Source organism: Aliiroseovarius sp. PrR006 (genome assembly GCF_010500215.1).
GTDB lineage: Bacteria > Pseudomonadota > Alphaproteobacteria > Rhodobacterales > Rhodobacteraceae > Aliiroseovarius.
This window is the reverse complement of record NZ_JAAGOY010000004.1, coordinates 1,273,709-1,298,516: the sequence shown is the minus strand read 5'-3', so window position 1 is coordinate 1,298,516 and position 24,808 is coordinate 1,273,709. Positions and strand designations below refer to the sequence as shown.

The following is a 24,808-nucleotide window of genomic DNA, read 5'->3' as shown; positions in this document are numbered from 1 at the left end:
TATGCTCGTTTAACTGTCAGACCAGACGAGCTTGGGTGCAGAATGGTTAATGGCGGGTTAACCAACCCGCCATTCCGTTTCTTAAGTGCAATTTAACCACGCCTCAGGGGCGTAGCGCCGTGGATCAGGCGCGTGCGTCCATCGCGTCCGAGAACCGTTCGAACAGATAGTAGCTGTCCATCGGGCCCGGGCTGGCTTCGGGGTGGTACTGCACCGAGAAGACCGGGCGGGTTTCCATGCGGATCCCGCAGTTCGATCCGTCAAACAGCGACACGTGGGTTTCCAGAACGCCTTCGGGCAGGCTGGCTGCGTCCACGGCGAAACCGTGGTTCATCGAGGTGATTTCGACCTTGCCGGTGTCGTTGTCTTTGACCGGGTGGTTTGCACCATGGTGGCCGTGGTTCATCTTGATCGTACGTGCACCAAGGGCCAGAGCCAGCATCTGGTGGCCAAGGCAGATCCCGAAGACGGGCAGATCCGTGGTGTCCAGAATGGTCTTGATCATCGGCACGGCGTATTCGCCGGTGGCTGCCGGGTCGCCGGGGCCGTTCGACAGGAAGACGCCGTCAGGATTGTGGGCCAGAACCTCTTCCGCAGTTGCGGTGGCGGGAAGGACGGTGACGTCACAGCCAGCCGAGGCAAGGCAGCGCAGGATGTTGCGCTTGGCACCGAAGTCCAGCGCGACGACTTTGTGGCGCGGTTTGTCCTGCTTGGGGTAGCCATCCGGCCACGCCCAACGCATCTCGTCCCATTTATAGCTTTGGGCGCAGGTGACTTCCTTCGCCAGATCCAGCCCCTCAAGGCCCGAGAACCCACGGGCTTCAGCAATCAGAAGCTCGATATCGAAGTTTCCGTCCGGATCATGGGCGATCGCCACATGCGGTGCGCCTTGCTGGCGGATCGCGCGGGTCAGACGGCGGGTATCAATACCGCCGATACCGATGCGGCCGGTTTTGGCAAGCCAATCTACCAGACGTTCGGTCGAGCGCCAGTTCGACGGCTCGGTTGGATCCCACTTGACGACCATCCCGGCAGCAACTGGGTTTGTGGTCTCGTCATCTTCTGGGTTCACACCCACATTCCCAACATGGGGGAAGGTGAAGGTGACAACCTGTCCGGCATAGGACGGATCGGTCATGATCTCTTGATACCCGGTCATGGCGGTGTTGAAGCACAGCTCGGCGGTGGTGATACCGGTGGCTCCGAACCCCTGACCGTAGAAGATCGTGCCGTCAGCAAGGACAAGACAGGCGGTGGGTTTGGCATTTTCCTGAGAAGGGGCGGTGGCAGCGGACATTGGGCGACTCCCGATCGACAAATTGGCGCGAACCTAGTGTCGCGGTCGGGGCGGGTCAAGGCCGCAATGTGCCGAAAAAGCACGGGTGTTAATTTTTACTCTGTTAGCGCCTGACAGATTGGTTGATTGCCCTGCGGCTTTTGGGTAAAACCCCGTCTTTGTGAATGCCACAGAATATGGATGGACCCATGGACATGCGCAGCCGGGTGAATGACGCCCTGAAGACGGCAATGAAAAACAAGGACGCCGAGCGGTTGACGACGCTGCGGCTGATCAATGCCGCGATCAAGGATCAGGACATCGCCCTGCGGGGAAAAGGCGAAGACGCTCAGGTGTCGGACGCCGACGTGCTGGCCATTCTTGGTAAGATGGTCAAACAGCGTCAGGAAAGCGCACGCGCTTATGAAGAGGGCGGACGTCTGGAACTGGCCGAGAAGGAACTGGCCGAGATCAAAGTGATCGAGGATTTCCTGCCCAAGCAGCTGTCGGAAGACGAGGCCGAGGCCGCTGTTGCTGCGGCCATCGCCGCCGTGGGCGCGGAAAGCATCCGTGACATGGGTAAGGTGATGGGCGAGCTAAAAGCCAAGTTCACCGGCCAGATGGACTTTGGCAAGGTCGGCCCGATGGTGAAAGCCAAGCTGGGCTGAACACTTCAAAAACCGATTAGAAGAAATGCGGGGCCTTGGCCTCGCATTTTTTATTGGTGCGACTTTAGCTGCATCAGTTTTTGCGACAACTCTTCATGTAGCAGAGGGCGTTCGTCCTCGGACAGGAAGGCGCCCAACTCGACCTCGCGCCCATTGCCTTTCAGGGTCACATAATCCGGCACCGGGCCGCTGGTTTTGTGAAGCTGGATCGACACCCAATGGGGGTTGGCCTCCCATTCCTGCAGATCACCGCGTGGGCCGTGGCGGGTCAGGGTCATGTGGTCGGACCAGATGCGCAGTTCTTCCAGGATTTCACCGTCCTTGTAGCTCTTCTCGATGAAGAACCACAGCGCGCCCAAGGCGGCGAGCCCGAAGGGAAGCAAGCCCCACAGGGCAATCGTCCCGATCACGCCCAACAGGGGCAGCAGCATCAGTCCGAATCCCATCCCCATGATCCAGACAAAGCCACGCCGGGGCAGGGACCGGTAGGGCCACAGGTGCAGCTCGGCTTTGGGGGCGTCTGGCCCATCGGGTCGGACCCATTCATAGGGCATCGGGGAACCTCTTTCTGAACAGGGAAATTTTCGCAAATCACGGGCGGGCTTGGCAAGAGGCGCAGGGCGTGCTCGCTGCCATGTGATTGGCGTTTCTGTCGCGATGGGCGCAGTCTTGTCTCAGCGATAGGAGGGCGCGATGCGCACATATATAGTGGGGCTGCTTCTGATGGCCGGGCCTGTGTGGGCTCATGACGCGGTGATCGATGGAGCGACCGCGCGAAGCGACGGTTCTGGCTGGTCCTTTAGCGTGACACTGACCCATGCCGAAGTGGGATGGGATGACTATGCCGATGGCTGGCGGGTCGAGACCGAGGCGGGCATGGTATTGGGCACCCGCGTTCTGGCGCATCCTCACGTGAACGAACAGCCCTTTACCCGCAGCTTGTCGGACGTTGATGTACCGGAGGGTGTAAGCACTGTCTGGATCCGGGCGAGGACAAGTGTGGATGGCTGGGGGCAGGAACGGTTCCAGTTGGATTTGCCCTGAACCTCATCCGCAACAAAAAAGGCCCGGAAGATCCGGGCCTTTTCTTTATTCAGTCTCACCTTAGTGCGAGTGGCCTTTGTCCCACTCTTCCTGCTTCGGCAGGATTTCAAAGGTGTGCTCCGGCGGCGGGCTGGGCAGGGTCCATTCCAGCGTATCCGCATATTCGTTCCAGTAGTTGGCGCGGTTTTCACGGCGACCAGCCAGCAGAGTGTAGAACACGATGCCGATGAACAGCAGGAACGAAGCGAACGAGATCATAGCGCCGATCGAGCTGATCTTGTTCCAGTAGGCGAAAGCTTCCGGATAGTCGATGTAACGACGCGGCATGCCCTGACGGCCCAGGAAGTGCTGCGGGAAGAAGGTCACGTTCACACCGATGAAGAACATCCAGAAGTGAAGCTTACCCGCCCATTCCGGGTACTGACGGCCTGACATCTTGGCAAACCAGAAATAGATGCCTGCGAAGATACAGAAGGCCGCGCCCATGGACATGGTGTAGTGGAAGTGCGCCACAACATAGTAGGTGTCGTGGTACAGACGGTCGACACCAGCCTGCGACAGCACAACTCCGGTTACACCACCGATGGTGAACAGGAACAGGAAGCCGAAAGCGAACAGCATCGGGGTTTTGAACTCGATCGAGCCTCCCCACATCGTTGCGATCCACGAGAAGATCTTAACGCCGGTCGGAACCGCGATGACCATCGTGGCCAGCATGAAGTAGGACTGCTGCTGCAGCGACATGCCAACGGTGTACATGTGGTGTGCCCACACGACGAAGCCGATAACGCCGATGGCGATCAGCGCCCAGACCATCGGCAGATAGCCGAAGATCGGTTTGCGGGCGAAGGTGCCGATGACGTGGCTGATCAGGCCGAAGCCAGGCAGGATCACGATGTACACTTCCGGGTGGCCGAAGAACCACAGGATGTGCTGGTACAGGATCGGGTCGCCACCGCCAGCGGGGTCAAAGAAGGTCCCGCCGAAGTTACGGTCGATCAGCAGCATGGTGATGGCGCCTGCCAGAACCGGCAGCGACAGAAGGATCAGCCATGCAGTCACGAAGATCGACCAAGCGAACAGAGGCACCTTGAACAGGGTCATGCCCGGGGCACGCATGTTCAGGAAGGTGGTGATGATGTTGATCGCACCCAGGATCGACGACGCACCCGAGACGTGAACGGCGAAGATCGCCAGATCCATCGAGTATCCGCCCTCGGTCGTGGACAGCGGCGGGTATAGAACCCAACCAACGCCCGAACCCAGCTGGTCGTTACCACCCGGTGCCAGCAGCGAGGCAACGCCAAGTGCAACACCCGTGGCATACAGCCAGAACGACAGGTTGTTCATGCGTGGGAACGCCATGTCCGGCGCACCGATCTGCAGCGGCATGAAGTAGTTGCCGAAACCACCAAACAGGGCGGGAATGACGACGAAGAACATCATCAGGACGCCGTGATAGGTGATCATCACGTTCCAGAGGTGGCCGTTGGGCGTACATTCAGCCGCAGAATCGGCAATCAGTCGTGCGCCTTCAAGGCACATGTACTGAACGCCCGGATCCATAAGCTCCATGCGCATGTAGACAGTGAAAGTAACCGAGATGAGGCCGGTCAGACCAGCAAGGAACAGGTACAGGATACCGATGTCCTTGTGGTTGGTCGACATGAACCACCGTGTAAAGAAACCACGATCGTCGTGGTGGTCGTGGTCGTGGATGGCTGCGTCCGCCATGTATCCCTCCCTTTGGGGTTAACGAGGACAGGGCAGGGAGTCACCCTGCCCGGCTTTTTAACGTGTTTAATATGCAGGAAGGGTCAGGGGCAACGCTGCATTGCAACGAATTGCCAAAAAAAATGCGTCCCGCGGACATAAATTCCATGCGGGACGCACCGTTAGCGCAATAACACGACCTGTTGGTCGAGTTTCTTAGTTGGTGGTCGTCGATTCGGCTTCGGCTGCCTCGCCTTCAGCGGCTTCTTCTGCCGGCATTTCAGGTGTGAAGGTGGCCAGATAGGCGATGATGTTTTCCGGCTTGCCCCATTTGAAAGTCATCTTCGACTTGGCGGAACTGTCGCCGGTGACTTCTTTCATGAAGCCTTTGGGGTCTTTGATATAGGAAGCCAGCGAATCTGCGTCCCAAACCAGACCAGCAGCACCGGCATCTACGATCGAGTTACCGTATTTGAAGCCTTCCACGGTACCAGCCTGACGGCCAACAACACCGTACAGGTTCGGGCCGGTTTTGCCGCCTTTGAAGATCACTTCGCCTGCGTCATCAACGATGGTGTGGCACGATTTGCACTTCTTGAAGTCTTTTTCGCCTTTTGCGGCATCGCCTTCGGCAAACGCAGTGCCGGACAGTGCGATGATCATGGCTGCGGATGAGAGAATCGTTTTCATAGTAGTCCTCTTGCTTGATCACATGCGCCAGATGACGCGAATTCAGGGGGGAACCTGCTTTAATTTCGCCCCAAAGGGAAGGGGTACCTATGTCGCAGGTGTGAAAAGCTGCAAATTAACGCTGGTCTGGGCCAAATACCTCGTCAAAGACACGACGCAGGGCCACATCCAGATCATCCATCGTGACCGGAAGACCCAGATCTACCAGGCTGGTCACGCCGTGTTCGGAGATCCCGCAAGGCACAATACCCGAGAAATGTTCAAGGTCCGGTTCGACATTGATCGAGATGCCGTGGAAGCTGATCCACTTGCGTAGGCGCACGCCGATGGCGGCGATCTTGTCCTCGGGCGGCTGCCCCAACGCGGTCAGTGGCTTGTCATCGCGCACGACCCAGACACCCACGCGCCCTTCGCGCCGTTCGCCGGTCACGTTGAACTCGGCAAGGGTTTTGATGACCCATTCTTCCAGCGCGGCGACGAACGCCCGCACATCCCGCCCGCGTTTACCTACATCCAGCATGACATAAGCCACGCGCTGGCCGGGGCCGTGATAGGTATACTGCCCGCCGCGCTTGCTTTCATAGACAGGGAAGCGATCCGGTGCGACCAGATCGCGCGGATTGGCCGAGGTGCCCGCCGTATAAAGGGGCGGATGTTCCAAAAGCCAGATCAGCTCGCCTGCTTCGCCACGCGCCATGGCGTCGGCATGGGCTTCCATTCGGGCGACGGCAGTCTCGTACTCTACAAGATCCGAGGCGACTTCCCATGTGACGGGGGGCATATCCAAAGCGTTGTCCATGACCGTCATGTGGCACCTGAATGGTCGCTTGTCAAAAAGCACGCGGAAATTCTTTTCACGCGTCGGTTTTGGTCTTCACAATATCCAGCCCCTTCGCTATGAAGCGCGTCACCTAGCCTGACATGCGGTCGTGGCGGAATTGGTAGACGCGCAGCGTTGAGGTCGCTGTGAGGTAACACTCGTGCGGGTTCGAGTCCCGCCGACCGCACCATTTACCCCCGAAAATTCATGACGCGTAAGCTGTTGGCATGTGGTCTGCAGATGGGCCGAGTTGTTGACATTGATCAATATTCCAATCGCGCGGCTCATGTTACTGTAAGTCATGACATCGGCGCATGACACAGACATAAACCACGCCTTCAAGGTTCAGGACCTGACCAAGACATATGGCGAGGGCCACTCGGCGGTGCATGCGCTGCGGGGGGCTGATCTTGAAATTGGCGATGGTGAGATTGTCGTGCTGCTTGGGCCGTCCGGCAGCGGAAAGTCCACGCTTTTGAACATCTTGGGCGGGCTGGATCGCGCCTCGTCCGGAACGGTCCAGTTTCGCGACCAGATTCTGACGGATCTGGATGACCGTGGGCTGACTAATTATCGGCGGCGCCATGTGGGGTTTGTCTTTCAGTTTTATAACTTGATGCCAAGCTTGACCGCGCGCGAAAATGTCGAGCTGGTGACCGAGATCTCCGAGAATCCCATCACCGCCGAACACGCGCTTGAACTTGTTGGGCTGACCAAGCGCATTGACCACTTTCCGGCGCAACTGTCCGGGGGCGAGCAGCAACGAGTCGCCATCGCGCGCGCCGTGGCGAAGCAACCGGATGTGTTGTTTTGCGACGAACCTACGGGCGCGCTGGATAGTGCAACAGGCCGCGCTGTTTTGCGGGTTATCCAAGATGTGAACGAGGCGCTGGGCACGACCGTTCTGCTGATCACCCATGCCGCGGCGACGGCGGCGATGGCCGATCGGGTGATTCACTTCGCGGACGGTCAAATCCAGAAGGTCGAGCTGAACAAAAACCGCGTTTCGGCCGAGGAGATCCACTGGTGACTCCGCTTCACGCCAAGCTCATGCGCGATCTGTGGCGGATCAAAGCGCAGGCTGCTGCGATTATGGTGGTGATCGCGATCGGCGTTGGCTTGCAGATTATGATGTCGGGTTTCGTGTCCTCGCTGACCCTGACCCGGGACGCCTATTACGAACGTCACCAATTGGCCGATATCTTCGCGCCGGTCGTGCGTGCGCCCAACTACGTGGAAAGCCGACTGGCCGACATTCCCGGCATCCGGACGGTCGAGACGCGGTTGAACAGTATGGCGTCCGCCAAGGTGGACACCCGCGAGTTCTCGATTTCCATGCAAGTGCTGTCTTTGCCGCTGCATGGGCGGCGGCATCTGAACGAGGTGCGCCTGACGCAGGGGCGGATGCCCGATGCGCAGCGACCCGATGAAATCCTGCTGTTGGAAAGCTTTGCGACAGCCCACGGCATTCTGCCGGGCGCGCAACTTGAGGTCACGCTGCACGGCGTGCGCCGCTGGTACAGCGTCGTGGGCACCGCGCAATCGCCCGAGTTCATCTATTTTGCTGCCCCCGGCGAATTCATCCCAGACGACGCGCGGTTTGGCGTGATCTGGATGGGGCGGCCTGCCCTTGCTGCGGCGCTCGACCTTGAAGGCGCCTTCAACGAGGCCTTGGTGTCGCTTCTGCGCGGGGCCAACAAAGACGCGGTGCTGGACCAGATCGACCAAGTTCTGGATCCGTTTGGCGCACCGGGATCCTATGGGCTCGAGGATTTTGCCTCAGATCGTTTCCTAAGCGAGGAAATCTCGGGGCTCGAGGTCACGTCCAGTACCGTGCCGCCCGTTTTCATGATGGTCGCAGCGTTCCTTCTGTACATCGTCACTAGCCGCATGATCACCGCCGAACGGGAAGAGATCGGGCTGGTCCGGGCCTTCGGCTACTCGAAACGGGAAGTCGCGGCGCATTATCTGGAGCTCGCCCTGTTCATCGCCGTCACTGGCGCCGCGTTGGGCTGCCTTCTTGGCGTGCTTTTGGGGCGCGCAATGGTGCCGGTCTACACGACCTATTACAAACTGCCGTTCCTGCTGTTCCGGCTGGAATTCGCGTCCTTCGCATCGGGCCTGCTGCTCAGCATTGCCGTTGCCACCTTGGGCGGGGTTTGGGCCTTGCGCGGGATTTTCCGGCTAACACCTGCCCAAGCCATGCGCCCACCGACACCGCCGGACTTCTCGCATTCGATTTCCTTCAAGAAGGGCGTATTCGCGCGGCTGGACCAACCCACCCGCATGGTTCTTAGGCGTCTGATGCGCCAACCGTGGCGGATGCTGGGCGCTGTGATTGGGATCGCCTCGGGCATGGCGTTAAGCCTCGCGATGTTGATCATCTATGACGGGTTTGACGTCGCCATCGACCGGACGTTCAATGTCGTGGATCGCTCCGATGCAACGGTCAGTTTTGTTCAGAATGTGCCCAGCCGGACGATCTATGATCTGAGCGGGATGGAAGGGATATCGCAAGCCGAACCCGTCCGCTTTGTGCCCGTGGTGTTCCGCAATGGCTTGCGAAGCTACAAGGGCAGTATCACAGGATTGACCCCAGATCCCGTACTTCACCGCGCCTTGGATAAAGACCTGCGACCGATTGCGCTGCCCGAGCGAGGCATCGTTCTGTCCACGCCGCTGGCGGACGTTCTAGACGTCGGGGTTGGCGATACCCTGATGTTGGAAATCCGCGAGGGGCGTCAACAAACAGTTGTGACACAAGTGGCAGGGATCGCTGAAAGTCTGTTGGGTGCGCCCGCCTATATGGATCTGGACGCGCTGGGGCGTCAAATCGGCGAACCAAACCGGTTCTCGGCGGCATATATTTCAATGCGGGATGGGTCGCAGTCTGAGGTCTACGCAGACCTCAAAGATATGCCCGCAGTGGCCGGGATCAGCTTGCGCAGCGAAGCCGAAGAAGCCTTTCAGCGGGTCATGGACGAAGGCGCGGGCTCGGCCCGCTTCATCATGGGGGTTATGGCCTTCGCCATCACATTCGGGATTGTCTACAACGTAGCCCGTGTCGCGCAGGACGAAAGTGCGCGCGATCTGGCCAGCCTGCGGGTGTTGGGCTTCAGGCATTCGGAGGCCGCGTTTGTGCTGCTGGGCGAACTGGCCGTCGTCGTCCTTGTGGCCCTGCCGCTTGGCTTGTGGATGGGGACAGGATTGTCCCATCTGATCGCGCAGGGCTTTTCGACGGATCTTTACCAAGTGCCGGTTGTCTTCGCGCCGAAAGCCTATGGCAGCTCGATCTCGGTCGTTGTCTGCGCCGCCGGGGTGTCCGGTTGGCTTGTGCAGCGCAAAATTCGGTCTACAGATATCACTCTAGCCCTTAAAACAAGGGAGTAATGGGAATGCAAAAAAAAGCGAAACTCTCTCGGAGCGTCCTGATCTTTGCGGTTGTCGGCTTTATCGGCGCTGCAATCATTGCGCTGCTCATGCCAAAGCCGATCCCGGTGGATTTCGGCACCGTGCAGCAAGGACCGATGGAGGTCACGATTGTCGAAGAAGGGCGCACTAGCGTTCGGGAAACCTATATCGTGTCGACGCCGGTTGCAGGCAGGCTGTTGCGTGTGCGCGTGCATCCCGGGGACGTGGTGGCAAGTGGTGAAACGGTGGTGGCGCGGATGCTACCCACCAACCCGGCCGTCCTTGATAGTCGCACGCGTGAACAAGCCGTTGCCGCAGTCGAAGCCGCGTCCGCTGCCGTTCAACTGGCCCGTGCCAGTCTGGAGGCGGCGCTCGCAAACGAAGAATTGGCGAACTCTGAAGTCGAACGCTCGCGTGCGCTGTTTGATAGTGGCATCGCAAGCAAAGCCACGCTGGACCGCGCAGAAAGCGCGTGGCGGGCCAGCCGGGCAAGCCGCGCGACGGCAGAGGCCTCGATCGCAATGCGCGAAGCAGAGCTGGCAAATGCGCAGGCCATTCTTGTGGGGCAGGACGATCTTGGATCCACGGGGGCGAACAGCAACCTGCCGGAAATCCCGCTTCTGTCCCCCATCGACGGCCGCATCTTGCAGGTGTTCCAGGAAAGCGAAACCGTCTTGCCCGCAGGTGCACCGATCATGGAGATTGGCGACATCGCATCCGATCTTGAGGTCATCGTGAACCTGATATCGTCAGACGCGGTTCGAGTTTCGGTCGGCGATACGGTAATCCTGCGCGATTGGGGGCAGGACAATGAGTTGTTTGGCGCCGTCACGCGGGTGGATCCGTTTGGCGTCACCAAAGCCTCGGCCTTGGGGATCGAGGAACAGCGCGTGCGGGTCGAGATCGAAATCCAAAGCCCACCGAAAGATCGCGCGGGGCTGGGGCATGGCTATCGGCTAGAGGCTGCCATTGTCGTGTGGCAGGCCGAGGATGTTTTGTCGGTGCCGACCAGCGCACTGTTCCGCACCAATGGGGATTGGTCGGTGTTCAAAGTGACTGACGGCGTGGCCGCGCTGACCCGTGTCGAGATCGCCAACAGCAATGGGGTGTTCACGGAACTGCGCCAAGGGTTGGCTGAAGGCGACACCGTGATCTTGTACCCGTCCGCACTTGTGGAAGACGGCAGTAAGGTCGAAAGCAGGCAATAGGTCTATCCCACCGCAACCCGCGGTCGACCGCTCGCCTCGACCATAATGGTGCCTTCGACAAACACGTTCTGCCCCTCGATCTGGGCGGAGCGGACGTCGCGTTCGGTGACAAAGTGGATATCCGTTGCGCCCGCAGTTCTTGCCGCATCCTGCGAAACTTCGCGTAGATGCTTTTCCAATGCCGTCATGGCCAGTTCGGCGTCCTGATAATCCTCGGGTCCAGTTTCCAGATGCACGCGGAATTTCCCCTCGGCGGGCGAGGTCACGGTGCCCGAGCGACGGAAGGTCACGCGGCCAACAACGGCCCCCACGGCATTGGCGACGCCCGCATGTTCGGGCAGCCGCATCTTGCAGTGCAACCGCTCGCCAACAGCAGGGTAATAGCTTGGCGCGGATGCCCCCAGACCCACGACTTCGACGTTCAACGCCGCGTCCAGCGCCAGCAGACCACGGTGATTGGCCAACCCGCGCTGGGTCAATACGTGGCGTGCGAGGGTTTGGGGGGGCAGTCCGAAATCCTCGGCTTCCTCGGCGAAGGCGGTCTCCAGCAGGGTCAGCGCGGTCTGCTCGGTCATTTGATTAATGATCTTCTGCGCCATGTCATCCGGCGTGGTGGCCAACCGCGCGCCGCTGCCGCTACGCTTGCGCGAGAATAGCTCGAGCCCTTTCAGCGCGGCCCCGCTGTCCCACGCGTCCAAACGGCCCAGTACGTGGCTCGCATCCGATGGCGTCACGCCCGAAACCTGAACGATCCCGCGATCAATCAACCGGGTCAGCGCGCTGCTTTCCAGACGGGACTGCAGAAGTTTGTTCAGGGGCAGGACAGCGTCACCTAGGCGACCAAGCAAAGTTTCCGCCCGCGCGTCGATGCCGTCGGTTGGCACGTTTGGCACGCGGCGCGCGAAGCGGGCATCATGTTCGCCCGGAGCCGTCATGCGCAATTGCTCGTCCAGCGCAGCGTGGACGGCCTCGGGCGCTTCCGCTGCAATCAACGACACAGGTAGAACGCGGCGCGGACCCAAGGTGACACCACCCGTCAGGCCCTCGCTGACGGGATGAACCTGACTGTCTCCGCCCAACCCATGGGTGCGCATGGCAACGGCCTCGACCATGGTGCGGAAGCCCCCGACCTGTGCGCCGGCGGGGTCGATCATCGGTTTGCCGTCGCGGATCAGCGCTATATCCGTGGTCGTCCCCCCAATGTCCGAGACCAGCGCATTGTCCACATTGGTCAACCAGCGCGCTCCGACGATCGAGGCAGCAGGACCGCTGAGGATGGTTTCAATCGGACGCTCGCGGGCTTGCTCGGCGCTCATCAATGCGCCGTCGCCTCGGACGACCATCATGGGCGCATCAATCCCGATGTCACATAAGGCGTCCTGTGCGCGACCAATCAACCTGTCGATCATCCCGATCAGCCGTGCGTTCAGAACTGCGGTCACGGCGCGTTTGGGGCCATTTAGCTTGGACGATAGCTGGTGAGAGCAAGTCACAGGCGCGCCGGTGACCTCGGTGATGATCCGCGCGACTTCAAGCTCATGTGCGGGATTGCGGGTGGCAAATTGTGCAGCGACTGCAAAGCCCGAGATACCTTCATGGGTTGCCAGAAACTCGCGAAGCGCATCAAGATCCAGTTCCGCCGCTGGACCGCCCGCATGGTTGTGTCCGCCTGAGATCACAAGCGCAGGATCGCCCTTCAGCGCGTCATGCAAACCATGCTTGCCAAGGTCGCTTTCGCGAAAGCCAATATAAATCAGCGCGACACGCCCGCCTTGCCCTTCAACCAAAGCATTCGTCGCGAGGGTTGTGGATAGCGATGCCATTGCAACATCTGCTGGCGCGACAGCGGCCTTTTCAAGAACCGCCTGAATGGCTTTTCCAACGCCAATGGCCAGGTCCGTGCGGGTGGTCAGCGATTTCGCGCTGGCGATGACCTTTGCCTCGTCCCGGATCAATACCGCATCGGTATAGGTTCCGCCCGTGTCGACCCCCAAAGACAATACCATTTCTGCGCCCTCACTCAAAAAGCCCCGACGTTCTACTTCGGGGACATCGCCGGACTTACAGAACTTTATTCCACGTCGGTTTCAAGCGAAAGAGCGGCACGTTTTTGACGTTTTCAGAATATGGCTTCCACTTTCTGCAAACATCACGCGTTTAATCTTCTTTGGGGGCTCGGACTTTTTTGCCTGCTTGACGGTGCCATGAAACAGCGCACACTGCTTGTTAGAAGGCAAGTTTCGAGCGCGTTTGTAATACCCGCATACACTTTTGGTCCATCTGGTATAACTTTAATCATCTTCCGCTTGATGACGACGAAAATGGAGAAAGACCATTCCCTCCGAAATCCTGACCATCACCCTTAAACCTGCAGTCGACTACGCAACCTCGACCGAGCGCGTGATTGCTGGGCCAAAACTTTACTGTCAGGCGCCGAGACTTGATCCCGGTGGAGGCGGCGTAAATGTCGCGCGGGCGATCCTCAAGCTGGGGGGGCGCGCGACGGCGTTTGTGGCCGCTGGAGGATCCATGGGGGATCTTTTGCTGGAGTTGCTTGCGGAAGAGAACGTACCAGTTCTTGAATGCCGCGTGTCCGGGGAAACGGGATACAGCTTGGCCGTCACCGATGAGGAAACGCAAAAGCAGTATCGGTTTTCGCTGCCGGGCGCGCTGATGAATGCGGGTGAAGGCCAGATGCTGCTCGACCAGATCGCGCGCGTGGCACCCGCGAACGGTCTTGTCGTCCTCAGCGGTGGAATGGCGGCGGGACTTGCGGATGAATTCGGGCAAGAGGTGCAGAAGGTTGTTCAACGCCACGACTCGCGTCTGATCGTCGATACCTCTAAAGCACCGCTGCAACGCATGATCGACAACCCGCACGCACCGGTGGATGTATTGCGGCTGGACCGGAGCGAAATCGAGACGGCATTCGGCACATCGTTGCAGTCAATCGCCGACAATCTGTTTTTCGCCGAAGAGCTTGTCCGCCGTGGCGTCGCAAAAACTGTTGTGGCGGGGCATGGCGCGACAGGGTCCTGCATGGTGGCCAATGGCAAGAAGTTCTTTTGCCACGCACCCAAAGTTCCAGAACTCAGCAAGATCGGCGCCGGTGATGCGTTGGTCGGCGCATTCACGCTGTCGCTTTCCCGTGGCGATCCGCCCGAGAAAGCGTTGCAATGGGGCGTGGCGGCCGCTGCTGCGACCGTCAGCACCGAGGGAACTGCGCTGTGTGATCTTGCCGCGGCCGAAGCCCTGTTAGAGCGCTGCCGGCTAGAAAGTTACTAGAACTGCCCAGCCCGTTCAGCCGTGATTACTTCCGACGTTTCGGAGCTTCATTGCCACTGCGCGCCGCCGCGGCGCGGGCGCGGTTTTTCTTGCTGCTCGGCTTGCCCTTGGGCGGCGGGGGGCCTTTGGGGCCGTCCGTGCGGGATTTTGGCTTTCCACGTTCGGGCGCGCCAGACGCCTTCTTTGGTTTACCCTTATACGTGCTCTCGGACGAACGCCGGGGGGCAGCGGCCGTATGGGCGCCGTCGTCGGTGTCCCGTTTCTTGGGGCCCTTGTTGTACGGCTTGCGATCTTCGGGCTTGGGCTTGCGACGCTTGGGCGCGGGATCGTCATTCCAATCAACCGGGGGCGTGTTGCCCTTGCGGTGACGCGGCTTTCCCGAAAAATCACGATCACGCTTTGGTCGCTTGAATTCTGGCACATCAGGTGCGCCCTCAAGCCGCACAATTTCTTTCGTTTTCTCGATCCGCATGTTTGGACCGATGGCAGCTACGAACCCGTCGACAGCTTGTTCGCGAATTTCGATATACGACTGTTCGTCCGCGATGCGAATGGCGCCGATATCGTCCTTGGTGATATCACCTGCCTTGCAGATCATCGGCAGCAGGAAACGCGGCGAAGCGTTCTGGTTGCGACCTTCCGAAACCGAGAACCAGACGCTGGGACCGAACGGCGCCTTGGGCGTCCGCTTCTGATCCGTGACTTCCTGCAATTCTTCAGCGGGCGCGTGGCGCGTTTTGTATTGGCGCAGATAGGCAGCGGCCAGTTGCTCGGGCGAGAAGTTCTCGACCAACTGCGTGATGGCGGACTGCTCGCTTTCAGCGATCTCGACTGCCCAGTCATCCGAGGCCAGCATCCGCTCTTCGTCGCGGCCATTCACAGCCTCGGCCGAAGGGGCAGGGCCCCATTCCGCATTCAGTTTGGCGAACTTCAAAATGCGTTCGGCCTTTTTGCGCGACGCAGGCACCACAACCAGCGCACTCACACCCTTGCGTCCAGCCCGGCCTGTCCGGCCCGAGCGGTGCAAAAGTGTTTCGTGGCTGCTGGGCAGTTCGGCATGCACGACAAGATCAAGGTTGGGCAGGTCAATGCCGCGTGCGGCCACATCAGTCGCCACGCAGACCCGCGCGCGTCCGTCACGCATCGCCTGAAGCGCGTTGGAGCGTTCGCTTTGGGTCAGTTCGCCCGACAGGGCCACAACCGAGAAGCCCCGGTTCGACAGGCGCGCGGTCAGGCGCGACACCATTGCGCGGGTGTTGCAGAACACGATCGAGTTCGGCGCTTCGTAATAGCGCAGCACGTTGATGATCGCGTTTTCGCCGTCACGGCCAGCGACCGTCATGGCGCGGTATTCAATATCGCTGTGCTGTTTCTTTTCCCCAACAGTCGACACGCGTTCGGCGTCGCGCTGATAGCTTTTGGCAAGCTTGGTAATGGCGTTGGGAACAGTGGCCGAGAACAGCAGTGTCTGACGTTCAGACGGTGTTTCTTCCAGAATGAACTCGAGGTCTTCGCGGAAGCCCAGATCCAGCATCTCGTCCGCTTCGTCCAGAACAACGGCGCGGATCTGGGTCAGGTCGATCGAGCCGCGCATGATATGGTCGCGCAGGCGTCCCGGTGTGGCGACAACCACATGTGCTCCACGCGCCAGGGCGCGGCGTTCGTCGCGCATATCCATACCGCCCACACAGGACGCCAGAAAGGCACCTGCGTCAGCATAAAGCCAGCTCAGTTCACGCTTCACCTGCATGGCCAGTTCACGTGTCGGAGCGATGACCAATGCAAGCGGCGCACCGGATGTACCGAATGTGTCTTCGTCCCCAAGAACCGTCGGAGCAATGGCCAGTCCGAACCCAATCGTCTTGCCCGATCCAGTTTGGGCCGACACCAACAGGTCACGGCCTTCAAGATCCGGATTGGTGACCGCCTGCTGAACGGGGGTCAAAGTGTCATAGCCCTTGCGGGCAAGCGCATCTGCGATGGTTTTTTTCACGAGTAAGGTTCTTTGTATGTCCTGGCTGGCGCAAGCCGGATGCCTGTGCCTTGTCCTAGGTTAAGGGTGCCCTCTATCGGGTGACGAGGGGTTTGTATAGGTGTAGCGCGCCGAAGTTTCAGTTCTGGGCGCGACGACAGGGGTATTTGGGCACCCTTGGCACCATACCCCAGATACAGTTCTGAAAGAAGACCCCACCGCTCTACTCGGCAGGTTGGTCGGACTTGGCGTCCTGCATCCGTCCACGCAGTTGTTCCTGCCATTCCTCCATCATCTCGTCGACGCGGTCCATATAGGGTTCATTCTCGAATGGAGGGATGTTGATGTCGTATAGTCCCGCCAGATCCAGCATCACCTCACGGTCGGCAGCTTCGAACTCTCCCAACAGCTTTTCCGCTTGAGTGCGTGTGTGACCCAGCGCTTCGAAAACCGAGCGGCTTGCCCGGATCGAGCTGTCATAGGTCTCGCGTATGATGTCGCGGCAGCCGACGGACCACAGGTCATAGACATGGTTACGGTCGATGGCGCGGGCGACCAGATGCACGTTCGGGTGATGTTCGACCATATAGCGGACCAGTTCCGTGATGGCCTCTTTGTCATCAATGGCGATGACCAGCACCTTGGCTTCATCAATGCCCGCCGCATGAAGTAGGTCGGGACGGGTGGCGTCTCCGAAATGGACGCTAATGTGGAAGCGACGCAGCATTTCCAGCTGCTCGGACGAGTAGTCCAGTACCGTCGTATCATACCCAGCCCCTCGCAGCGCACGGTTTACGATGCCACCGAACCGACCGTGGCCTGCGATGATGATGGGGGCTTCGCCCTCGATCTCGTCCGCCTCGCGTTCTTCCTGCGCGCTGTATTTCGGAGCAATCACACGGTCGTAGAGGATGAACAGGGCAGGGGTTAGAAGCATCGACAGGGCGACGACCAGAAGCAGAAGGTCTGCGATGTCCTGCGGGATCACCGCGTTGGCGACGGTGAACGACAGAAGCACGAAACCAAACTCGCCCGCTTGCGCCAGCCCAAGGGCGAACAACCATTTGTCGCCACCTTGCAGTTTGAAGGCGCGTCCCAGCACCATCAGGATGGTTGCTTTCAACAGGATCAGACCAAGGGTCAGCCCGATGATCAGGCCGAGATTGCTGCCCAGCAGGCCAAAGTTGATCCCGGCCCCCACGGTGATGAAAAAGACACCAAGGAAGATGCCTTTGAACGGATCGATGTCGCTTTCCAGCTCGTGCCGGTATTCGCTGCCCGCCATGACGACGCCTGCTAGGAAAGTCCCCAGCGCAGGTGAAAGGCCCACCATGGTCATCAGAAGAGCAATTCCCAGAACCATCATCAAGGCGGTGGTGACGAACAGCTCACGCAGTCGCGCTTTGGCAACGAAACGGAAGATCGGAGTGGTCAGATAGGTGCCAATGAAGATCACGCCCGCAATCGCTGCCAGCGTGACCAGCCCCGTTTGCCAACCATTCAACCCATCGACCAGGCTCAGGTTCAGCCCGCCGCCATGCCCGTCATCAGGACCCCCGCCGTGTCCGCCGCCGTGTGACAGAGCGTCGACCAGTTCCGGCATTGCCAGCAGTGGGATCAGCGCCAGCATGGGAATCACTGCGATGTCCTGCATCAACAGAACCGAGAAACTCGCCTGACCTCCGTCCGAGCGCAAAAGTCCTTTTTCCCGCAGAGTCTGGTTCACAATCGCGGTCGAGGAAAGGGCCAGTACCAGCCCAATCCCCAGCCCGACCGTCATGGGCTGCCCGAACGCAAGCGATACGGCCAGCACGGCACCGGTCGTGATGGCAATCTGAAGCCCCCCCAGAACAAAAATGCGGCTGCGCATCTCCCACAGGGATTTCGGGTTCATTTCGAGCCCGACAATGAACAGCATCATCACCACACCGAACTCAGCAAAATGCTGAAGCGCAATGACGTCTGCCCCGGCCCAATGTAAAATTGGACTGATCGAGATGCCGGCCACAAGATAGCCCAACACAGATCCCAACCCGAAGCGCGACGCGATGGGAACCGCAATCACCCCGGCCAGAAACAAAGTGAATGTAATCAGCATGAATTCAGCGGTCATGGTGCCCTCGCAATCGGTAACTTCGTAAAAATATGCCCTGTTCGCGTTGGGCGATGTCACTAGAAAAGCGTTCCAAGGGTGGCAGGTCAAGCAAGGGCCGTTTCGGCAGAGGTGGCGGTCGCATGGAAAACCGACCGAAAAAGCACTTTTGACCCTTGCCCCTGCTGGATGACAAAGCTAAACGGGTCAACGGAGACGTGGCCGAGTGGTCGAAGGCGCTCCCCTGCTAAGGGAGTAGGCGGGAAACCGTCTCGAGGGTTCGAATCCCTTCGTCTCCGCCACTAGGCTTTGATATTGTTGGATTAATATTCAATCTGGGCGGCATGCCCCACATAATACCCCACAAAAATGAAGTGCAGTGCGCTGCCGTAAACTCCTGACGGAGAAACTCAAAGTAAGCGGTGTTTTGACCCGACCCTCCCAATCGTTTCGTGATCTGAGATTTCTCGCCTCGTTGATTTGAGGGAGTTTGTTCATAGTCTCCATGAGTAAAGTCGCTCAGATCAACGAGGCGAAGATGCCCAAATCACGATGCACCTGGGAAAGTGGGCTCAAAATATCGCCTACGCATCATGCATGCTAACGATTTCACCATTACAAAGTTTCAGCATGATCCCCTCAATCATCCCCGCCCTCGCGTCCAAGAACTCGCTGTAGTTACCAGATGACAATTCCTCCACGGGTATCGCGTGCGATCGTAGACGCCGACTGACTTCTTCGCCTCCAATCCCGATCTCTTCAGCACGTTCCGCGATATAGACAGAACGAGGTTTTGCCCCAATTGTTCGATTGGTTCGCTAGCTGATGAGTGCACAATTGGCTGACTGGACGTGCTGCAGCAACTGCGCATAAAGCGACTTGGAATCGCTCCTGGAAGGCATTCACACTGTCAATCAGATCGACGTCGATCTCGCGCACGTTGATAAATTTCTTCACCATTTGCAGAAGCGTATTCGGGGCACCTTCTGACGCTTCTTGTCCGTCATCGTCAGCGTCTGTCGGCTTACCTTCAAAGATGGCTGCAGCTTCCGCCATCCCACGCTCCTCTTCCTAGCGGGCAGGGTCAGGATATCTCGTTTCGATGATATCGGTCGCCTTCGACCACTTCAATCAGGATCGTAGCCTATCGAAACGTGAACATTTCAAGCTTAACCGCACCGCTGAGGCGATTGTCGCGCATTTCTGGATCCAATTTTCAGCCCATAGGCAGGCTTGATCAAAAAAGCCGCGGTTTTTGGGGTTGTACCGGCAATTTTTCTGTGGCCTACATAACTGACCGACGGTCATTAAGGCGCGTCGGGTTGACGTAACGTGAGTTGCCACCAGTCAAAGGACCTACGCGATGAAGCTTACTGTGAACGGTGTTGCCCATGATGTGGATGTCGAAGAGGACATGCCGCTTCTGTGGGTTCTGAGGGACGAGTTGAAACTGGACGGCCCGAAATATGGTTGCGGGGTCGCAGCCTGCGGGGCGTGTACGGTGCATGTGGACGGCGTGGCCGTGCGATCGTGTCAAACGATGGTGGGCGACGTGGATGGACCGGTGACCACGATCGAGGGTCTAGGCAATCCCGATGAAATGCACGCGGTGCAGGCGGCTTGGTTGAAGCATCAGGTGGCGCAATGCGGTTACTGCCAGGGCGGGCAGATGATGCAGGCCGCGGATTTGCTGGCGAACAATCCCAACCCCACTGACGCAGACATTGACGATGCGATGTCCGGCAACCTGTGCCGTTGTGGCACCTATCCCCGTATTCGCGACGCCGTGAAAACTGCCGCTGAAACCCTGAAGGTGAGCTAAGACATGGGACGTATCGGAACAATTGCGCGACGCACTTTTCTTGTCGGCTCGGCGGCCCTTCTGGGTGGCGTGGCCTTTGGGTACTACAAATACAAACAGCCCGTGGACAATCCGCTGGACGACGATCTGGCACAGGGCGAAGCAGCCCTGACGCCATATGTTTTGATCAACGCGGATGGTGTCACGCTGATTACTCCGCGTGCAGATAAGGGGCAGGGGGCGTACTCGGTTCAGGCGGCGTTGATTGCCGAGGAACTGGACGTGGAGCTGGACCAGATCAAGGTCGATCCCGGCCCACCGTCGGCAGCCTATTGGAACACCGCGATTGCTGATGAGGGGGTGCCCTTCCCCTCGACCGACCGGGGCATGGCAGCCGAGACCATGCGCGGCTTCATGGGCGCGGTGATCAAGCTGATGGGGATGCAGATTACCGGCGGCTCGACCACAGTGCCGGACGGGTTTGAAAAACTGCGCGTGGCTGGTGCTGTCGCGCGTGAGACCTTGAAGGCCGCAGCGGCAGAGGTATCTGGCCTCTCGGTCACGCAGCTGAAGACGGAACGCGGCGCGGTTGTGTTGCCGGACGGAAAGCGCATTCCTTACGAGGCACTCGCCGCGAAAGCCGCCGAGATCGACCCCGTGACCGACGTAACTCTGCGCCCCTCGACCCAGTGGCGTCTGGTTGGCAAGCCCATGCAGCGTGTCGACATGGTGGCGAAGTCTACCGGGACGCAGGCCTATGGCATCGACTTGCGGATGGAAGGCATGGTGCATGCTGCGGTCCGTGTGAACCCGCGCAAGGGTGGCGAGATGCTGTCCTTTGATGCTTCCGAGGCTGAAGGCATGCGTGGCGTGCAGAAGGTGATCCCGGTCACTGGTGGCGTGGGCGTGATTGCCGACAACACTTGGCGCGCGTTTCAGGCTGTGGATGCGATCGACGTCGAATGGGGCGCTGCCCCGTATCCGGCCGAGCAATCCGAACATTGGCAGGCGTTGGTCGACACGATTGAGGCCGGTGACGCCGACGCCACGCCCCGTGATGATGGAGACGTGGACGGGATTGCCGCCACAGTCGAAGCCGAGTTCCGCGCGCCCTATCTGGCCCACGCGCCGTTGGAGCCGATGAATGCCACCGTGCTGGTCACCGACAACCGCGTCGACGTCTGGACCGGCAACCAGATCCCGCGCATGACGCAAGCCAGTGTCGCCAAGATGACCGGCATGGATTTGGACGACGTACACGTCCACATCTTGATGATGGGCGGCAGCTTCGGGCACCGTCTGGAAGACGAGGCGGTCAAACGCACGACCGAACTGGCGATGGCCATGAAAGGCACGCCCGTCAAACTGACCTATAAGCGCGAGGAAGACACGCTTCAGGATTTCACCCGTCCGTTGGCGCTGATGCGCGGGCGTGGGGCTGTTGCCGATGGCAAAGTGACCGCGATGGACATCCAAGTCGCCGCGCCTTCGATCATGGATAGTCAGATGGCCGAGCGTCAGGGCTTCCCTGTGCCCGGACCCGATACGACCATCACCCAAAGTCTGTGGGACCAGCCCTATGCGATCCCGAACTACCGCGTGACGGGCTATCGCGCGCCGAAGCTCGGCCCGGTCAGCTCGTGGCGTTCAGTCGGATCGTCGCAAAACGGGTTCTTCCATGAGAACTTCCTGAATGCGCTGATCCACGAGGCCGGGGCCGATCCGGTCGAGGAACGCTTGCGCCTGATGACCGATGACTCGTCCCGCAAGGTGCTGGAAGCCGTGGCCGAGATGTCGGGCTGGGGCGGAGAACTGGCCGCAAACAAAGCCCGCGGCGTGGCCTTCTGCCTGTCCTTCGGCACCCCATGTGCACAGATCATCGAGATCACCAATGGTGAGGATGGCATCAAACTGGACAAGGTCTGGGTCGCTGCCGAAGTGGGCAAAGTGGTCGACCCGGTGAATTTCGAAAACCTCGTCGCAGGCGGCGTGATCTGGGGCCTTGGCCACGCGATCAACAGCCAGATCACCTATGCCGACGGCATGGCCGAGCAAGAGAACTTCTGGGATTTCGAAGGGCTGCGGAACTATCAAACGCCCGAGATCATCGTGCGCGGGATGGAGAACCGAGACTACGTCACCGGCGTCGGCGAACCGCCCGTCCCGCCAGCTGCGCCAGCCTTGGCTGAGGCGATTTTCCGGGCGACGGGGGAAAGGCCGGTTGAGATGCCGTTTGGGAATGCTTTTACATTCGTCTAACCATACTACCACACACGGATGTTAGACACATGCACGCGCCTTGTGGCGCGTGCATTTCTTATTTCCGACCTCTTCGTCCAGCCCGCTGCCCCGGCTTCCCTGCCGTGGACCGCCCCTTGGCCTTCTGTGCAGCCTCGCCAGCCGCCTCAATCGCGGATTGCCGTGCCAACGGATCATCCGCCACGGCCAGTTCCACGGCTTCCAATCGGTGCACCTCGTCCCGCAGGCGGGCGGCTTCTTCGAACTCGAGGTTCTCGGCAGCTTTGCGCATTTCGGCCTTGAGGCCCTCCAGATGCGCCAGAAGGTTGTCGCCGACCATGGGTTTGTCGATGGTGGCGGTGACGCGGGACATGTCGGTGTCGCCGTCGTAGAGCCCGGCCAGAACGTCCTCGACATTCTTTTTCACCGTCTCGGGTGTGATCCCGTGTTCGACGTTGTAGGCATGTTGTTTCTCGCGCCGCCGTTCGGTTTCTTTCAGTGCCCGCTCCATCGAGCCGGTGATGCGGTCGGCATACATGATGACGCGACCCTCGGCATTCCGCGCGGCGCGGCCGATGGTCTGGATCAGCGAGGTTTCCGAGCGCAGGAAGCCCTCTTTATCCGCGTCCAGAATGGCGACCAGCCCGCATTCCGGGATGTCCAAGCCTTCACGCAAAAGGTTGATGCCGACCAACACGTCGAACGCGCCCAGACGCAGGTCGCGAAGGATCTCGATCCGTTCGATCGTGTCGATGTCCGAGTGCATGTACCGCACGCGGATGCCCTGTTCGTGCAGGTATTCGGTCAGGTCCTCGGCCATGCGTTTGGTCAGCGTCGTGACCAGCGTGCGCATGTCATTGGCAGAGACTTTGCGCACCTCGTCCAGCAGGTCGTCCACCTGCATCTCGACCGGGCGGATTTCGACCTCGGGGTCCAGAAGGCCCGTAGGACGGATGACCTGTTCAGCGAAGACACCGCCGGTCTGCTCCAGTTCCCAGTTGGACGGTGTCGCGGACACAAAGACCGATTGCGGACGCATCGCGTCCCATTCCTCGAACTTCAGGGGGCGGTTGTCCATGCAGCTGGGCAGGCGGAACCCGTGTTCGGCCAGCGTGAATTTACGACGATAGTCGCCCCGGTACATGCCGCCGATCTGCGGCACCGAGACGTGGCTTTCATCGGCAAAGACAATCGCGTTGTCTGGGATGTATTCGAACAGCGTGGGGGGCGGTTCGCCGGGCGCGCGGCCCGTCAGATAGCGCGAGTAGTTTTCGATCCCGCTGCAGAACCCGGCGGCCTCAAGCATCTCAAGGTCGAACTTGGTGCGTTGCTCAAGTCGCTGGGCCTCCAGAAGCTTTCCTTCATCCTCGAACTGTTTCAGGCGGACGGCGAGCTCTTGCTTGATGCTTTGAATGGCCTGTTTCAGCGTCGGCGTGGGCGTCACATAGTGTGAGTTCGCATAGACGCGGACCTTTTCCAGAGTGTCGGTCTTGGCCCCGGTCAGGGTGTCAAATTCGGTGATACTTTCCAGTTCTTCGCCAAAGAAGGACAGCCGCCAACCGCGATCTTCAAGGTGGCTGGGCCAGATTTCCAGACTGTCGCCACGCACCCGGAACGAGCCGCGCTGGAACGCGTTGTCATTGCGCTTGTATTGCTGCGCCACCAGATCGCGCATGACCGAGCGCTGATCGTATTCCTCGCCGACCGTGATGTCCTGTGTCATGGCGGTGTAGGTTTCAGGCGAGCCGATACCATAGATACAGGACACGGACGCCACGATGATCACGTCATCGCGTTCCAGAAGCGCGCGCGTGGCCGAGTGGCGCATTCGGTCAATCTGTTCGTTGATCTGGCTTTCCTTCTCGATGAAGGTGTCAGACCGCGCGACATAGGCTTCGGGCTGGTAGTAGTCGTAGTAGCTGACGAAATACTCGACCGAGTTTTCCGGGAAGAATCCCTTCATCTCGCCGTAAAGCTGCGCGGCGAGGGTTTTGTTCGGGGCAAGGATGATCGCAGGGCGCTGGGTTTCCTCGATGATCTTGGCCATCGTGAAGGTTTTGCCGGTGCCAGTCGCGCCCAGCAGCACCTGATCCCGCTCGCCATTTTCAATGCCGCTTTTCAGTTCGGCAATCGCCGTGGGCTGATCGCCCGCCGGCTGAAACGGCGTATGCATTACGAACCGCTTGCCGCCTTCCAGCTTGGGGCGGGCCACAGGGGCCATCGTCGGGTTGGTCAGCGGGCTGTGCGGGGTTTGGTCATGGGGCATGCGAATCTCTCCGTTCCCCAAGAATGGTCACTTTTTGTTCTTCTTCAAGGGGGGCTTAACGCTTGAAGAACAAGAATCTCCCCAGAATTGGTGAGTTGTAGTGTTAAGCACTTTTTGAGAGGTTCGTCATATACCCGAAATGTGCCCGAAAACACATTTCGAATTTACAATCAGAGAGAGTATCTCTTGATTGTATTTCAGCATATGAAAAAAACCCATAAGTCCGCTAAGTTTTTGTAAATAAATAATGAATCGATGTGATTTTTTCTAAAATAATGCAATTGAAAGTGTATTTTTTTCTTGCTGCACCCCTTTCTCTGCGAT

18 protein-coding genes and 2 tRNA genes are annotated in these 24,808 nt (G+C 59.3%); 10 read left to right on the top strand and 10 right to left on the bottom strand.

Annotated elements, in window-relative coordinates:
- Positions 1-124: 124 nt before the first annotated feature.
- Positions 125-1,297, bottom strand: coding sequence for a glutamine-hydrolyzing carbamoyl-phosphate synthase small subunit (gene carA / locus G0Q00_RS06370; RefSeq protein ID WP_163037407.1), 1,173 nt, complete (start codon positions 1,295-1,297; stop codon positions 125-127).
- Between the two features lie 188 nt (positions 1,298-1,485).
- Between carA and G0Q00_RS06365 the strand changes: the two genes are divergently transcribed.
- Positions 1,486-1,944 (top strand): GatB/YqeY domain-containing protein, encoded by a 459-nt coding sequence (locus G0Q00_RS06365; protein WP_163038344.1) that lies wholly within the window; start codon positions 1,486-1,488, stop codon positions 1,942-1,944.
- Between the two features lie 50 nt (positions 1,945-1,994).
- Here G0Q00_RS06365 and G0Q00_RS06360 read toward each other — a convergent pair whose 3' ends face one another.
- Positions 1,995-2,498 (bottom strand): DUF2244 domain-containing protein, encoded by a 504-nt coding sequence (locus G0Q00_RS06360; protein ID WP_163037398.1) that lies wholly within the window; start codon positions 2,496-2,498, stop codon positions 1,995-1,997.
- Between the two features lie 139 nt (positions 2,499-2,637).
- Between G0Q00_RS06360 and G0Q00_RS06355 the strand changes: the two genes are divergently transcribed.
- Positions 2,638-2,988 (top strand): hypothetical protein, encoded by a 351-nt coding sequence (locus tag G0Q00_RS06355; protein ID WP_163037396.1) that lies wholly within the window; start codon positions 2,638-2,640, stop codon positions 2,986-2,988.
- Positions 2,989-3,048: 60 nt separating this feature from the next.
- Here G0Q00_RS06355 and G0Q00_RS06350 read toward each other — a convergent pair whose 3' ends face one another.
- The 3 genes from G0Q00_RS06350 to lipB all read right to left on the bottom strand — a co-directional run bounded on the left by G0Q00_RS06350 (position 3,049) and on the right by lipB (position 6,190).
- Positions 3,049-4,722, bottom strand: coding sequence for a cytochrome c oxidase subunit 1 (locus G0Q00_RS06350; RefSeq protein WP_163037394.1), 1,674 nt, complete (start codon positions 4,720-4,722; stop codon positions 3,049-3,051).
- 195 nt (positions 4,723-4,917) lie between these two features.
- Entirely contained in the window at positions 4,918-5,391 is a 474-nt protein-coding gene (locus G0Q00_RS06345; protein WP_163037393.1) for a cytochrome c family protein, read from the bottom strand.
- Between the two features lie 115 nt (positions 5,392-5,506).
- Positions 5,507-6,190, bottom strand: a complete 684-nt coding sequence (gene lipB, locus G0Q00_RS06340; RefSeq protein WP_163038343.1) for a lipoyl(octanoyl) transferase LipB — start codon at positions 6,188-6,190, stop codon at positions 5,507-5,509.
- 124 nt (positions 6,191-6,314) lie between these two features.
- On the opposite strand from lipB, the gene G0Q00_RS06335 reads away from it, so the two are divergent.
- The 4 genes from G0Q00_RS06335 (at position 6,315) to G0Q00_RS06320 (ending at position 10,830) form a co-directional block, all read left to right on the top strand.
- A tRNA-Leu gene (locus G0Q00_RS06335) sits at positions 6,315-6,401 on the top strand.
- Positions 6,402-6,512: 111 nt separating this feature from the next.
- Complete coding sequence (locus G0Q00_RS06330) at positions 6,513-7,241, top strand: ABC transporter ATP-binding protein (protein ID WP_163037391.1); 729 nt, start codon at positions 6,513-6,515, stop codon at positions 7,239-7,241.
- A complete protein-coding gene (locus G0Q00_RS06325) occupies positions 7,238-9,601 on the top strand; it encodes an FtsX-like permease family protein (RefSeq protein WP_370458542.1) in 2,364 nt (787 codons plus the stop codon). Before G0Q00_RS06330 ends, G0Q00_RS06325 begins: the two co-directional genes overlap by 4 nt.
- Before the next feature lie 5 nt (positions 9,602-9,606).
- Entirely contained in the window at positions 9,607-10,830 is a 1,224-nt protein-coding gene (locus G0Q00_RS06320; protein WP_163037389.1) for an efflux RND transporter periplasmic adaptor subunit, read from the top strand.
- 2 nt (positions 10,831-10,832) lie between these two features.
- On the opposite strand, the gene G0Q00_RS06315 is transcribed toward G0Q00_RS06320, so the two are convergent.
- Entirely contained in the window at positions 10,833-12,836 is a 2,004-nt protein-coding gene (locus tag G0Q00_RS06315) for a hydantoinase/oxoprolinase family protein (RefSeq protein ID WP_163037387.1), read from the bottom strand.
- Between the two features lie 394 nt (positions 12,837-13,230).
- On the opposite strand from G0Q00_RS06315, the gene G0Q00_RS06310 reads away from it, so the two are divergent.
- Positions 13,231-14,115, top strand: coding sequence for a PfkB family carbohydrate kinase (locus G0Q00_RS06310; protein WP_163037385.1), 885 nt, complete (start codon positions 13,231-13,233; stop codon positions 14,113-14,115).
- Positions 14,116-14,140: 25 nt separating this feature from the next.
- On the opposite strand, the gene G0Q00_RS06305 is transcribed toward G0Q00_RS06310, so the two are convergent.
- A complete protein-coding gene (locus G0Q00_RS06305) occupies positions 14,141-16,108 on the bottom strand; it encodes a DEAD/DEAH box helicase (protein WP_163037383.1) in 1,968 nt (655 codons plus the stop codon).
- A gap of 202 nt (positions 16,109-16,310) precedes the next feature.
- The gene (locus G0Q00_RS06300) at positions 16,311-18,200 is read right to left on the bottom strand and encodes a cation:proton antiporter (protein WP_163037382.1); all 1,890 of its coding nucleotides are present in this window, start codon (positions 18,198-18,200) and stop codon (positions 16,311-16,313) included.
- 191 nt (positions 18,201-18,391) lie between these two features.
- Between G0Q00_RS06300 and G0Q00_RS06295 the strand changes: the two genes are divergently transcribed.
- Positions 18,392-18,481 (top strand) — tRNA-Ser (locus tag G0Q00_RS06295).
- A 457-nt stretch (positions 18,482-18,938) separates the two neighbouring features.
- Here the strand turns inward: G0Q00_RS06295 and G0Q00_RS06290 are convergent.
- Positions 18,939-19,235 (bottom strand): hypothetical protein, encoded by a 297-nt coding sequence (locus G0Q00_RS06290; protein ID WP_163037380.1) that lies wholly within the window; start codon positions 19,233-19,235, stop codon positions 18,939-18,941.
- Between the two features lie 307 nt (positions 19,236-19,542).
- On the opposite strand from G0Q00_RS06290, the gene G0Q00_RS06285 reads away from it, so the two are divergent.
- Together G0Q00_RS06285 and G0Q00_RS06280 are read left to right on the top strand one after the other, a co-directional pair.
- Positions 19,543-20,001: a (2Fe-2S)-binding protein gene (locus G0Q00_RS06285; protein ID WP_163037378.1), complete on the top strand. Its 459-nt coding sequence runs from the start codon at positions 19,543-19,545 to the stop codon at positions 19,999-20,001.
- Positions 20,002-20,004: 3 nt separating this feature from the next.
- Positions 20,005-22,239 carry a xanthine dehydrogenase family protein molybdopterin-binding subunit gene (locus G0Q00_RS06280; RefSeq protein ID WP_163037376.1) on the top strand — a complete coding sequence of 745 codons (2,235 nt, stop codon included), beginning with the start codon at positions 20,005-20,007 and terminating at the stop codon, positions 22,237-22,239.
- 58 nt (positions 22,240-22,297) lie between these two features.
- On the opposite strand, the gene uvrB is transcribed toward G0Q00_RS06280, so the two are convergent.
- Positions 22,298-24,484, bottom strand: coding sequence for an excinuclease ABC subunit UvrB (uvrB, locus tag G0Q00_RS06275; RefSeq protein ID WP_163037374.1), 2,187 nt, complete (start codon positions 24,482-24,484; stop codon positions 22,298-22,300).
- Between the last annotated feature and the right edge of the window lie 324 nt (positions 24,485-24,808).